Origin of the sequence: Herbaspirillum sp. CAH-3 (assembly GCF_009668275.1) — a bacterium.
Lineage (GTDB): Bacteria > Pseudomonadota > Gammaproteobacteria > Burkholderiales > Burkholderiaceae_D > Herbaspirillum > Herbaspirillum aquaticum.
Genome location: NZ_VSWE01000005.1, coordinates 75727 through 88828, shown reverse-complemented (window position 1 = coordinate 88828; position 13102 = coordinate 75727). Strand labels below are relative to the sequence as shown.

13 protein-coding genes are annotated in these 13102 nt (G+C 61.5%); 4 read left to right on the top strand and 9 right to left on the bottom strand.

Annotation, left to right across the window (positions count from 1 at the left end; genetic code table 11):
* Positions 1-18: 18 nt before the first annotated feature.
* The 8 genes from FYB76_RS07860 to FYB76_RS27090 all read right to left on the bottom strand — a co-directional run bounded on the left by FYB76_RS07860 (position 19) and on the right by FYB76_RS27090 (position 9863).
* On the bottom strand, positions 19-1197 hold the full coding sequence (locus FYB76_RS07860) for a YbfB/YjiJ family MFS transporter (RefSeq protein ID WP_154133275.1): 1179 nt from the start codon (positions 1195-1197) through the stop codon (positions 19-21).
* 11 nt (positions 1198-1208) lie between these two features.
* Positions 1209-2213: an MBL fold metallo-hydrolase gene (locus FYB76_RS07855; RefSeq protein WP_154133274.1), complete on the bottom strand. Its 1005-nt coding sequence runs from the start codon at positions 2211-2213 to the stop codon at positions 1209-1211.
* Positions 2214-2481: 268 nt separating this feature from the next.
* Complete coding sequence (locus FYB76_RS07850; RefSeq protein WP_154133273.1) at positions 2482-3363, bottom strand: ABC transporter permease subunit; 882 nt, start codon at positions 3361-3363, stop codon at positions 2482-2484.
* Entirely contained in the window at positions 3360-4145 is a 786-nt protein-coding gene (locus FYB76_RS07845) for a taurine ABC transporter ATP-binding protein (RefSeq protein ID WP_154133272.1), read from the bottom strand. The genes FYB76_RS07850 and FYB76_RS07845 overlap by 4 nt, the downstream gene beginning before the upstream one ends.
* A 92-nt stretch (positions 4146-4237) precedes the next feature.
* Positions 4238-5248: a taurine ABC transporter substrate-binding protein gene (tauA, locus tag FYB76_RS07840; RefSeq protein WP_154133271.1), complete on the bottom strand. Its 1011-nt coding sequence runs from the start codon at positions 5246-5248 to the stop codon at positions 4238-4240.
* A gap of 455 nt (positions 5249-5703) precedes the next feature.
* Positions 5704-7197, bottom strand: coding sequence for a PepSY domain-containing protein (locus FYB76_RS07835; protein WP_154133270.1), 1494 nt, complete (start codon positions 7195-7197; stop codon positions 5704-5706).
* A 5-nt stretch (positions 7198-7202) separates the two neighbouring features.
* Positions 7203-9383, bottom strand: a complete 2181-nt coding sequence (locus FYB76_RS07830; RefSeq protein ID WP_195724598.1) for a TonB-dependent siderophore receptor — start codon at positions 9381-9383, stop codon at positions 7203-7205.
* 129 nt (positions 9384-9512) lie between these two features.
* Positions 9513-9863: a DUF2946 family protein gene (locus FYB76_RS27090; protein ID WP_370516329.1), complete on the bottom strand. Its 351-nt coding sequence runs from the start codon at positions 9861-9863 to the stop codon at positions 9513-9515.
* A 169-nt stretch (positions 9864-10032) separates the two neighbouring features.
* Between FYB76_RS27090 and copC the strand changes: the two genes are divergently transcribed.
* Positions 10033-10551 carry a copper homeostasis periplasmic binding protein CopC gene (copC, locus tag FYB76_RS07820; RefSeq protein WP_229296917.1) on the top strand — a complete coding sequence of 173 codons (519 nt, stop codon included), beginning with the start codon at positions 10033-10035 and terminating at the stop codon, positions 10549-10551.
* Positions 10548-11432: a copper homeostasis membrane protein CopD gene (gene copD / locus FYB76_RS07815; RefSeq protein WP_154133268.1), complete on the top strand. Its 885-nt coding sequence runs from the start codon at positions 10548-10550 to the stop codon at positions 11430-11432. The genes copC and copD overlap by 4 nt, the downstream gene beginning before the upstream one ends.
* Before the next feature lie 83 nt (positions 11433-11515).
* On the opposite strand, the gene FYB76_RS07810 is transcribed toward copD, so the two are convergent.
* Positions 11516-11674 (bottom strand): hypothetical protein, encoded by a 159-nt coding sequence (locus FYB76_RS07810; RefSeq protein ID WP_154133267.1) that lies wholly within the window; start codon positions 11672-11674, stop codon positions 11516-11518.
* A 346-nt stretch (positions 11675-12020) separates the two neighbouring features.
* Here FYB76_RS07810 and FYB76_RS27085 point away from each other — a divergent pair, with 346 nt between their 5' ends.
* Both FYB76_RS27085 and FYB76_RS07800 read left to right on the top strand, forming a co-directional pair.
* Positions 12021-12407, top strand: a complete 387-nt coding sequence (locus tag FYB76_RS27085; protein ID WP_154133266.1) for a DUF2946 domain-containing protein — start codon at positions 12021-12023, stop codon at positions 12405-12407.
* Between the two features lie 301 nt (positions 12408-12708).
* The gene (locus tag FYB76_RS07800; RefSeq protein WP_088754491.1) at positions 12709-13062 is read left to right on the top strand and encodes a hypothetical protein; all 354 of its coding nucleotides are present in this window, start codon (positions 12709-12711) and stop codon (positions 13060-13062) included.
* Positions 13063-13102: the final 40 nt, after the last annotated feature.

Below are 13102 nucleotides of genomic sequence, written 5' to 3'. Positions count from 1 at the left end.
CTGCCGCCCGCGCTGCCTTCAGCGGCTGCACAAGCCGGCAATGAGCGCCAGCCCGAGGGCGGCCGCCCCGATCAGGAAAGTGCTGAGGTGATGGCCGTTGCTGACCGCATAGAGTGCAGAGTAAGCATAGCCTCCCAGCGCCTGGGCCAGTGCAAAGGCGACCGTGAGCCGGCTCCAGATGGCCTCGCGCGCATGGGCGTCGTCGCTCAGGCCGTGCAGCCGTGCCAGCGCCAACGGCACCACCCCGGCGGGGAAGGAACCGATGATCACGGCCAGTACCATGAGCGCCGCCAGCTGACTGACCAGCCCCAGTGCCAGCACCGCCAGCAGTTGTACGCCGAACGCCGCCAGCATTGAAGAACGTGCGCCCCAGCGGTCCGCTGCCCAGCCGTAGAGCAGTGGACCGACCGAGGCACCGATCCCATAGGCCACCCAGGTCGCTGCGCCCAATGCAGTCCCATGGTTCAGCTCGCGGGCGATGTAATCGACCAGGAACAGCATTTCCGGCACCAGCCCCAGCGCGGCCAGGGCGTACTGCACGAAGAGCAGGCGCAATGCCGGGGATAGGGGTGCCTTTTTCATGGAGGTCATGCTGCGCACTGCCGTGTGATCGTGTGCCGGCCAGGCAAACCAGCTGGCCGCCGTCAACAGCAGGGCCAGGCCGCCCAATGCCAGCCAGGTCGCCTGCAGACTCAACGCCAGCATCAGCGGCACCACCGTTCCGGAGAGGATCACGCCGATACCGATCCCGAAGAAGATCGCACCGCTGGCCAATCCACGCTTGCTGTGCGGTACCCGGTGTAGCACGACCCCCGAGACCAGCACCATGATGGCGCCACCGGCGATCCCCGAAAGCAGCCGCCAGCAGAAGAACCAGACCTGCGACAAGGGAAACGCACAGCCGATGAAGGACACGGAGGCCAGCAGCGTCATCAGCCGCAGCACGGCCACCGGACTCTGATAGCGCGCCATGGCGCGGCCCGAAAATGCACCAACCAGGTAGCCGGCCAGGTTGGCCGCGCCCAGGTAGGCCGCCTGGGAGGCATCAAACCATTGCGCGTGGATCATCACCGGCAACAGCGGCGTATAGCCGAAGCGCGCCAGTCCGATACCGACCAGGCTGGCCACCAGACCGGCAAAAATGGCCGGCACGTAGCCCGTGGCTGCAGCGCCCGAAGGCGCGGGGGAGGAAGCCATGCCTGCGCCGCTCAGCGCACCAGCGCGTAGTTGATCGGCACCCAGCGATAGCCGCTGCCGTCCTTGACGATATGGCCGATGCCGGGGAAGGACAGGTGGGCGGCCGCGATCAGTTCCTTGGCGTCGGCGACGGCATCGAAGGCCTTGCGGCGATCCTGCTGGGCTTCCTTCTCATCGGTATCGAAGCCGATGGTGATGTCGGGCTGCGGGAACTGCACCGCGGCCACGTGGATCATGTCGCCCACGATCAGGAGTCGTTGGCCCTTGCTGCTGACCAGGTAGGCGTTGTGCCCGGGCGTATGGCCATAGTTGGCCACGCTGGAAATGCCGGGTTGCAGTTGCGTGTCACCCTCGAACGGACGGAACTTGCCGGCGGCGATATAGGGCTTGAGCGACTTTTCGGCGACCTCGAAGAATTCCTGGTTGATGGGGCTGGCCTGGGCCTTGTTGGCGGGATTGAGCCAGTACTCGGCGTCTTTCTTGTCGGCCCGCACCACAGCCTTGGGGAAGACGCGCTTGCCCTTGTGGGTCAGGCCGGCTTCATGGTCCGGATGCAGGTGGGTCAGGTAGACCTCGTCGACCTGCTCGGGGCGGTAGCCGGCGGCCTTCAGGCTGGTGAGCAGGTGGCCGCTGTCGGCATCAAGCACGCCGCCGGCGCCGGTATCGATGAGGATCAGCTTCTTGCCGGTATTGACCAGGAAGGCGTTGACCGATGTCTCGACCGGATCGCTGACGAAGGCAGCCTGCAGGCGTTGCTCCAGGTCTTCCTTGCTGATGCCGCGCAGCATTTTGCCGGCTGGCAGGCGGTTGGTCCCATCGGAGAGCGCGGTGACTTCGATGTCGCCGATCATGGTGCGATAGAAGCCCGGCTGGTTCTTGTGCAGCGGCGCTTCGGCGTAAGCAGCATGCACCACGGCCAGGGCGATGAGGGCAGCAGAGGCCGCCGCCAGCGGACGCAGCAGCGCGGAACGAGAGCGGGAGGGGGTGGACGAAGACGCGCGTAATGAACGATGCATGGCAAGACTCCTCGGAGAGCGGCAACGCGGCACAGGCCGCCACGCCAGACTTGCGCAGGCAGTGAAGGCGGTAGCAAGACCGGCGAAGCAGGGAATGGGCCGCCGTACTGGCGGGGGACGGGGAGGAGTGTGCGCAGCAGCGGCTGCGGTGTCTAGCTATACGAAAGGATAGGTGGACGGCCCTGTTGGCCCGCGAATGACCGGCGCTGTCGCTTTCTGCTCACGCCCATCATCCGCCGCTGGTGGAAAGCAGGCTGGTCCGATGGCCTCAGCTCTTGCCCTTCCAGGGAACCAGCGCGCGTTCCAGCAGGCGCATGCCATAGCTGAAGGCGAAGGCGCAGGTGGCAATCAAGGCGATGCCGACGAAGACTGCATCGGTTGCCAGGAAGTGGGAGGCCGACATGATCATGTAGCCGATGCCGCGATTGGCTGCAATCAGCTCGGCCGCCACCAGGGTGCTCCAGCCCACGCCCAGCGCAATGCGGATGCCGGTCAGGATTTCCGGCAGGGCCGAGGGCAGGACGATCTCGACCAGCAGTTGCCAGCGCGTCGCGCCCAGTGAGAGCGCCGCATTGACCCGTTCCAGCGGCAGCGAGCGCACCCCCGCCTGCGCCGACAGCACCACGGGTGCAAACATGGCCAGGGTCAGCAGGGTGATCTTGGAGGCTTCGCCGATGCCCAGCCAGATGATCATCAAGGGCAGGTAAGCCAGCGGCGGCAGGGGCCAATAAAATTCAATCGGGGTATCGAGCACGCCCTTGACCCAGCGATTGAGCCCCATCAGCAGACCCACCGGAATGCCCAGCGAAACCGCAATGACGCCGGCGGTGAGGATGCGCAGCAGGCTTGCACCCACGTGCTCGGTCAGGGTGGCATTGGCGTAGCCGTCTTCCCAGATGCCCTGGGCCACATGGATGACCTCGGAAGGGGTAGGCAGGAACAGGTGCGGCACCCAGCCGGTCTGCGCGATGAGCCACCACAGCGCCAGGATGGCGATGCCGGCGGCCACGCTGATGCGCACCGTGGAGCCTTCGCCGATGCCGAAGCTGCGCATCTTGACCAGGCGCGGTGGCGCGCTGGCCGCGGGTGGAGCCGATGTCCCTGCGCACAGGGAATCCAGCAGGGGGAGGGGTTGGACTTGGTCGCTCATGATGAGACGAGGTCTTCGGACTGGTGGACGATGGCGCGAATTTCTTCACGCAATTGTGCAAAGGCAGGTTCGGTCTTGATGGCCCGGGCATCGCCCTCGGCTACAAAACGGCGCACGAAATCGGTCTGGAAACGCGCTACGATGCGGCCCGGGCGCGGTGACATCACGATTACCTCGGTGCCCAGGAAAAGCGCTTCCTCGATGGAGTGCGTGATGAAGAAGACCTGCTTGCCCGTGCGTGCCCAGACCGATACCAGCAGCTCCTGCATCTGTTCGCGGGTCATGCTGTCGAGTGCACCGAAGGGTTCGTCCATCAGCAGGATCTTGGGGGCCGGGGCCAAAGCGCGGGCCAGGCCCACGCGCTGGCGCATGCCGCCCGAGAGTTCGTAGGGGGCAGCCTTGGCGAAGTCCTGCAGTCCTACCAGGCGCAACAACTCCTGCGCACGGTCGCGGCTTTCATTGCGCGGCACGCCTGCAAACTTCAGGCCCAGGGCGACATTGTCCAGCACCGATTTCCAGGGCAGCAGGCTGTCCTTCTGGAACACTACGCCACGCTCGGCACCGGGTCCGGAGACCGGTTTGCCGTCGAGGGTGATGCTGCCTTCGGAGAGCGGCAGGAATCCGGCCATGGCATTGAGCAAGGTCGACTTGCCGCAGCCCGAGGTGCCCAGCGCGACCACGAAGCCGCGTTCAGGAATATCCAGCGAGACCCGGTCAAGCGCATGGACCACCTGTTTGTCCCGGCCGGCAAAGAAGACGCTGGCGTTTTCTACTTTCAACATGGTGTGTTCTTTCCAAACCGTACAAGCGCAAGCGCCGTGCGACAGGGTGGCTATCGGCACGACGGGCTTGCAGACGGTATCGACGGGGAGGCTTACTTCAGGCCAGTCACCGCCGTTGGGGTGACGAAGGCGGCATAGCTGGGCAGCACGTCCGAGATCTTCTTCTGTTCCTTCAGGAACACGGCGGTTTCCTTGAGGATCTTGGCCAGACCCGAGTTTTCACCGCCACCCAGCCAGGCCGGCGACGCTTGGGCGCTGACCGGTACCAGGTTCAGGTTCTGCAGGCCCGAAGCCTGGTCGGCCGGGGTGCCGCCGAGCAGCTTGGCCAGCAGGCGTGCGTTCTCGCTATCCTTGTTCCAGGCGGCCTTGTCGTTCTGGAAGGACAGGCTGGCCTTGTCGATCACGGCGCTGAAGGTCTTCAGGAATTCAGGATGTTCCTTGGCAAAGGAGCCAGTGGCGATCCAGGCCGAGAAGGTCGGCGCGCCCTTGTCGGCCACATCCTTGGAGGTCACCAGGACTTTGCCGTTTTTCTTCAGTTCGGTCAGAGCCGGGTCCCAGACGAACCCGCCGTCGATGTCGCCACGATTGTAGGCGGCCACGATTTCAGGCTGCGGAATGGCAAAAACCTTCACATCCTTCTCTGTCCACCCCTGGCTCTTGATCAGCGCCAGCAACTGGTAATGGTCGGTGGAGACGGGGGCGGCGGCCAGCTTCTTGCCCTTCAGGTCGGCAACGCTGTTGATGCCCGAACCATTGCGCACCACCAAGGCCTCATCGGTGCCGGAGATGGAAGCCAGGTAGAAGGCCTTGACGTCAAGACCGCGCGAAGCCGCTGCGGCCAGCGGGCTCGAACCCACGTAGCCCACCTGCACATCGCCACCGGCGATGGCCGCGATCACGTCGGCACCTGAGTTGAACTTGCGGAAGTCGATCTTCTTGCCGGTGGCCTTTTCGAATTCACCGTTGGCGATGGCCAGCGACGAGGGCAGGGCATCGCTCTGGTAGCCGACGACGACGGGCTTGTCGGCAGCACCTGCGGCTGTGGCTCCGGTCAGCAGCAGGGCGGCGATGGCGGTGTTGAATGCTCTTCTTGTGATGTGCATGGTCTGTTCCTGTTCTTGGTTTAATGGGCGCGCAGGCTTGCGTCGTTGAGGAGTATGCAAAGCGCGCATGGCTTGCACAACGACCGTTTTCGCGGTTCCTTATGAGGATTTCGCGGATGACCCTTTGCGAGCCCTGCAGTTCGCGCAGCAGGCGCCGGGTGTCAAGTGTCAGCGGCGGCAGCCGCATCATCGAGGGGATGCCGGCGAAACACGGTTTAAAAAAGCCGGTGATTGTGGGGGGAAGAAGTCGTTCATGAAAAAAACCAGCAAGGAGGGCGCGATGAGTAAGGGCACTCATGGCCACAGCCGGCAGTCTGGTCATCGGCGCATCCGCTTTCAACCAAGAAAAATGCCATTGCCAATGCGGAGAACAACTTGAACAGCTAAACTGCGACACCTGAAAGCTCAGCCGTCAGCCAAGCAGAAGATCGCTGTCCTTGGGACTTCGATGGTTTCTAGTGGCGACTCCTCATCTTTCTATCGACACGACGCACCCCGATGACAATCCCGCTGAGAGAAAGCCCCAGTCCGCCAAGACTGAGCAGGATCAGAACAGCCTCCCTCCAGCCGACTGCAGCCAGCATGAAATGCAGGTCCCAACTATGCAGGAAGCTGAACAGCCAGCGCCCCAGCCGTTGCGCGCGGTCGGCGCTGAGAACGACCTGTCCGGTGGCCGGATCGATATAGACCAGGGTGCTGCCTGCATCAGCAAAACGCAACCTGAGCACCGGCAGGCGACGCTCGGCGCCGCCCATCATGGCTTCCGGCGCACGGCCGTAGTAATAGGCATCACCGCCATCGAGCAGTTCTGCCTGCGTGATTTTGGCGGGCAGCAGCATTGCAGCGGCCTCTTGCAGCACGGCCTGTGGCCATTGCCGCTGTACCAGCAGACCCTGTGCATCCGCGGTGACGATGCGCGTGCCATCTGCGGCATCCCGGGCAAGCACGAAGCCATGGCCACCAAGATTTTTCCACTCCAGCTCGACGGCCCGGAAACCATCCCGCTGAAGCGCCTGCAGGATGTCCGTTGGCGTGCGATCCATGTACTGCCGGGAGACAATGGCCCCTTCGTAGCGCGCCAGGTCCGGCGATTGCGTCGGCGAAAAAATACCCAGTGGATTCATCGACATCAGACCACTGAAGATCCATGTCAGCGTAATGGCAGCAAAGCCCAAACCGAGCAGATGGTGCCAGCGCATCCATCCCGGCGCGAACGGCGAGCGGGAACCAGATTTGTAAGGTCGTGCAAAGCGCCAGCGCCATAGCCCCACGACGATGCCACTGCAGGCAACCAGCACGCAGCCCGCCGAGAGCGCAATAACGGTCCAGCTCCAGACCGGATCGCGCGACTGGTTCTTCAAGGGATAAAGCCAGTGCAGCCAAGCGCCAACGTAATTCCACATGCGCTGGGACCGGCTGGCCTGCATCACGACCTCACCGGTCCGGGAGGAAACGTAGAGCAAGGTCTGCGCAACATCGCCGACCTGCACCATATGCAGGGGGCGATGGGCGTTGAGGCTGCCGGAATGGGTCCAACGGTCTTCATCGATGCTGCCCAGGTATTGAACATCGGCACCGCCTGAGAACACCCTGGCGCTATGCAGTGCCGCAGCGCTGCTGTAGCCGTCTGCTGGCACACCATTGGACGCATCTACGCTGGTCAGGCTGCCATCAGCACGCTGCACGATATAGCGTGCTTGCCCGGAGGCAGCGTTGAGGACCAGCCGGCTGACCGGCCCATCTCCCATGACCTGCGACGGTAATTGTGGTGCGGCACCCAACGCTGGCAATGCTGCCAATCGGTCCCAAGGGGTGAGCTTGGGATAACCGATGAACAGCATCACCATGCCGCTGACAAACCACAATGCCATCAGCAGGCAGCCGGCGAAACCGCACCAGCGGTGCGTGAGATAGGTCCAGCGCCGCAGGCTGCCAGTTACACTCTTCATCAAGCTCAGAAGCGATGATTCAGCGTCAGCTGAACTTCACGTTCGGGACCGTACAGCCATTGCGTGGTGGTGTAATACGCCGTGGTGAAATAACGCTTGTCGAAGACATTGTTGGCACGCAGCGTGACCGTGGTGGCCTGCGTGGCCTTCCATTGCAGCGCCAGGTCAGTGGTGGTGTAGGAGGGTAGCCTGAGCGTATTGGCATTGTCGGCATAGCGCTGGCCGACATACTGCAGGCCGCCGCTGGCGGTCCATGCCGGCAGGAAGTTCCAGCTCAGCCAGACATTGGCCAGACGCTCGGGCACATCGGTGGGTACCTTGCCGGCACGCGAGACAGCTGCGCCGCTGACCGATTCGGTGAAGTCATCGAAACGTGCGCGCAACATGCTGGCATTGGCGTTCAGTTTCCATTGCTCGGCAAAGGCCAGCGACAGGCTGGCTTCGATACCTCGCGAGGACTGCTGTCCGACCTGCACGCTCACACTGGGATTGGACGGATCGCGGGTGAGCAGATCGTTCTTGCGGATATCGTAGAGCGCCAGCGTCCACTCACCGCGCTTGTCCCAGAACACCTGCTTGATGCCAGCCTCGATCTGTCGTCCGGTCGACAACTTGAATTTGCTGTTGGCCTTGCTCATGAAGAGCATGCTGCTCACGGGCGCCGCAGCCTTCGAGTATTGGCCGTAAACACTCAGGTCAGGGGTAATGGCATAGACCGTTCCCAGGCGCCAGCCGAGGTTGGAGAAGCCCTGATCGAAACCACCCGTACCACCGGCAAGATCGGTGCGGGAGACATCAGCGTGATCGAAGCGCAGGCCGGCCAGCAAACTCAGTTTTTCGCTCAGGTCCAGCTTGTCTTCGGAGAAGACTGAATACTGCGAGGCGCGCGCGCGGAAGCGCGGCAGGAAAGCCGGAATCCCTACACCGCTGGCATAGTTTCCCGGATCGAAGCTATACGGGTTGACCGAGCTGAAGCTGCCATTGTAGGTGTTGTTGGTATGCGTAAAAGACGTCGAGTTGATGTCAAAACCGACCGAGACCTGATTCTTCAGGCCTGCCAGATGGCCCTTGAAGGTCGCATCAGTGGTTACCCCGGTCTGGGACTGGTCATGCCGGATTTCGGTGGCATCGCCACGATCGACCAGTCCGGTGGTCTTGTTGTAGACATAGCTTTCGGCATTGCGCCAGTAGCGGTTGCTGTTGATCTGGTAAAGCCGGGTGCGCAGCGTGGTATCGGCATCAGGTGTCCACTGGGCTTCCAGTTGCGCCCAGCGGTCCTTGTAGTCGATGGTGCCGTCAGCCACGTTATAGTTGCGTTCGCGCAGGGCGTCCACTTGTTGACCATTGGTCAGGGGCGTACCGAAATAGGCCATCGGACGCTGATGCCCCTGGGCATAACTCAGCTGTACGAACAGATCGCGATTGACATCCAGGCGCAACGCACCGGAGAGGCTCAGATTATTGGTGTTGCCGCGATCGACCCAGCCATCCGACCGATCTCCGGCGATGTCGACACGATAGGAAAGCATCTCGTTGATGGCACCGCCGCTACCCAGTCCGAGGCGCCGGGTGTTATGGGTGCCGACGCTCGCTTCAATTTCGTTTTCGATCTTCCCGCGGGTGGGCTTTTTGGGGATCACATTGACCACACCGCCGATGGCACCATCACCATAGATGACCGAGGCAGGGCCGCTTAGGACTTCGATACGGTCAATGTTCCAGGTGTCGAACGGAAAGCTCACGCCCACGCCACCATATTGGCGCAGGCCATCATAGAGACGCATCACGGAGGTGGCATCGGTGAAGCCGCGCGCCGACAGTGCGCTGCCGCTGTTGCCCGGGTGGCCCATGGCGCTGTAGCCGGGCGCGCGGGTGATGGCATCGGTGATGCTGGCGTCGCCGCGCTCTTCCAGTTGTTGGCGGTTGATGACGGCGACGCTGGCTGGCGTCTGCAAGGGTGTCAGATCCAGATTGGAACCGACCGACACCTGATTTTGCAGCGGCAATGGACTCTGGGCATTGATCGTGATGGCCGGCAGCGCATTGGCGGAGTCCTCAGCCTGGACCGGAGTGGTAAGGCAGAGCAGGGGCAGTGCATAGGGAGCATAGGCAATCGTGCGGCGCAACTGGGTTGGCAGCGAACGCGCTGGATACAAGAGGGTGCGTGGTTCAGATTTTTTTATCATGTCGGTGTCTCGGGGAAGGTGTCGTGGGGTGACTGAGGAAGGACCAGTCACGCGCGCAACGCAGCATGCGCGGCGCCGCTTGTCAGGGGCGAAGCGGGAATGCCGTCAGCTGTGGCAGCGTGGGATAGATCAGCAGCGTGTACCCGGTGGCCCCCGGGGAGCTGCACTCACCCAGGCTGTGTGCGCCCGCCGTCGCTCCTGAACAGGCGCTGGGGCCAACGATTTCCGTAACAACGGCTGTGGCAGATCCAGCCGTGCCGGCAACACATGAGCAAGATCCTGCTTCGCGCAGAACATGCAGTGCCCTGCATGGGCCGCATGCTCGGTTTTGCCCGTGCTTCGACCTGAAGTCGCAGCGGGGTCATCGGCCACTGAACATAGCTCATTCCAGGGTAAAGCCAGCCTGGTCGCGATGCGCGCTTGCACCACTGCCGACCACATCATTGCCAGCAGGGCAGCAATGGTGAGCCACGCGATCATGCGTAGGCGGGGAAGGCGAGTTTTCATGGGCGCAGATTCTAACGTCCAAGAAGCCAGTCCGGCCGCTCGCGCAAACCAGGCCTTTTTATGGGAAAAAGACAGGAAGTCCTTGCCTGTAAAGGATTTGTAAGATTTTCGTCAAGTGCACGTTCGGCTTGTCTGCGACAATATGTCGCATGTGCTGCGCCTTGGTCGTGGCAAACTTGTCGCCCGCGAAGATGTGCGCCCGGATGCGGGCTCAGTCAGCTTCCATGAATCAGATCACCGGACCGATCAGGGTAAGTACATCCCCTCAGTCGATCCCATAGTGGAATTGAAGATAATGAAAAATGTTAAGCGCCTCCTCTCGTTAGTGATCCTCTCCAGCCTCTTAATGGCGCAATTCGTCTGGGCGCACGCCCACCTGAAGACGGCCTTTCCCGGCGATCAGGCGGTAGTCGCTTCACCAGCAGAGCTCACCCTTACTTTCTCAGAGGGATTGAATCTGAAATTCAGCGGCGTCAAGTTGTCAGGCCCCGATCAGAAGGAAGTCAAATTGGGTGAGGCCATGCTCATGGACGAGGGAAAGACATTCATGGTGGGGGTCCCCACACGACTGGCACCGGGCACCTACACGGTGCAATGGCATGCCTTGTCCGTAGATGGCCACAAGACCGAGGGTAGCTACAGCTTTTCCGTAACACCTTGATTTCTCCCACGCTTCTCTTGGGCCTTTGCCGGCTTTCACTCGATGGTGCGGCACTGTTTCTGTGGGGCGCGGGCCTGACTTTGCTTGTGCTGGTCGCAGAGCCACTCAGGAGCGAGCTATGGCAACGCCTGGCCGGATGGCGACGTCTTTTGTTCGGACTTCTGTACACTGCCGTGCTTGCCAGCTTGCCCCTGCAAGCCAGTATTCTTGGCGATGGCTGGGCTGATGCCTGGCACCTTGACATGCTCGCTGCGGTAGCCAACGGCACCTCAATCGGTACGGCATGGTGGACCCAGTTGATCGCCGTTTGCCTGCTCTTGTTCAGCGAGACGCAATCGGAGCGCATGCGCTTGCTTGCATGCATCGCTGGTAGCGGCATCATGCTGACGAGCCTGGCGCTGACCGGACATGCCGTCATGCATGAAGGATGGACGGGACTGTTGCATCAGGCAAACGACGTTCTCCATGTGTGGAGCGTCGGGGCTTGGATAGGCGCATTGCCGATCGTCTTGATGGTCCTGTCAGACCGATATCGCCGCGTGTATCCAGATATGGTCAATACCATATTGCGGCGCTTTTCAAATATCGGCCATGCAGTGGTGGCATTGGTTTTCCTGACAGGCTTGCTCAATACCCTCCTCATCCTTGGACGACTGCCGTTGGATTTCGATTTTCGCTACCAGGCGCTGTTGACCATGAAAATCCTGGTGGCTGGCGCAATGATGGCCATTGCCGTGTTCAACAGGTATGTGCTGGTGCCATCGATGCGTCATCATCGCCATGCCCTGCGACAGCTATACCGTCTGACCCTGGCGGAAATTTTGCTTTCCTGGGTTGCGTTGATGTTGCTGGCATGGCTGGGAATGTTGCAGCCGAATTGAACATGCCGCCACTGCGGCAAATCGCCGCAGCGTGACGTCTTGAGCACATGCTCATGCGCCGGAAGATATGCGGGTTCGCCAGCCTAACTTACCTGCGCCTGGATCCATGCAAACAGCGCATCCAGGTCGTAATCGCCACTATGAGGGCGATTCCAGGCGAACTCCAGATTGACCTGTGCGCCACGCTGACGTGCGGCTGCAGCCAGTAGCGTCGGCACGGCCAGCGAGGTCTCCCGATCCATCCCGTTTACGGCTCAGCCAGGCCAGCACCGGAGACCTGGCTGTGCTGCGCCGAGAATGCGGTGTTTGGAGCGGATGCGTTCGGGGTCGCCGGGGAAGCGCCTGCGTTGTAGCGTAACCCGCGCACCGCCGCCTTGAGATCGACGATGGCGGCAGCTGCCTTGCCGGTCCATCGGCCGTTGCTCGCCTGCAGAGTGCGTCAAGCAATGCTACGGAAGTCGCATTGCACATGCCCTGGCTGCGGCAAATTGACGCAGCCAGGGCCACGCCGCGTCATCACCTGCAAAGGCGGGCTTATCATAGGTCACGCCAGATCCTATTTTGTACATCGTTTCCAGACCTCCGAACATGAGTTTGAGCCGACGCTTTCATCAACTGCTCGCATGGCTTGCGCTAGGCGTGATGGTGTTTGGTGCTGCCGCTCCAACCATTTCTCGGACGCTGGCCTCCAATCCCCAGCTCACCTGGATGGAAGTCTGCAGTGCCAGTGGCACCAAGCGCGTTGCGGTGCCAGGAAACAGGACGGCAGGGCAGGAGAAAATGCCCGTCGACGTAGCACATTGCGGCTATTGTGTCCTTCAGCAGCACGCGCCGGCTCCACCCTCTGCTGCGCCCGCTATCACCTCGCTGATTGCGGTGCTGGCGCACCCTGTCTTCTTCATTGCTGACGTCACCGTGGTCCTGACTCTGGCTCCCACGGCACATCGCAGTCGAGCGCCTCCGGGACTCGTTTAACCGCCTTGTTCATGTGTGGTGCACAGGTCGCTTTCGCGCACTTGTGCAGGTTTTGCGCACCTGTCCGGCAAGGCGGAACACGAGCAAGCAGCATGCATCCCGAGCAGGGATGCATGCCATCGGCTCATCACATGGGAAAGCGAGCGCGGTCAGCGCGGCGTCTTTCTCACTTCTCTCTCGATCCATTCAGCGAACGCTCCGTTGAGGATGCAGCGACTTGCGCTTGTCCGATTACATGATCCCAATCGAGACGTCCACAACGAGGTTCGTTACTCCGGCCTGTCCGGACCCAGGAGGCTATATGCAAACGAATGATTATTTGGAGTTGGTAAAAACAAAGCTCGACCTGCAATCCGACCACGCATTGGCAAATGTGCTGGGTGTGACGCGCAGTGCGATCAGCCATATGAAAAGCGGGAAAAGCGGTATCGGCGATGCGACGGCAGTGAAGGTGGCTCAGCTAAGCGGCATTTCGGTTGCTCGCGTCCTGATCGATGTTCATCTTGAACGATCGAAGGCTCCAGAGGTGAAAGCAGCGTGGGCCTCGATGATGGAAAAATATCCCGCACCCTTTGATCCCCACATGCCATACCGCAGTCAGCATCTGAACTTCCTTTCGTCATCCCAAACTGGCACCTCACTTCACGATCGGTAAAGCCAACAGAATTGGCTGACATCTGAATGGCTCTGACGGA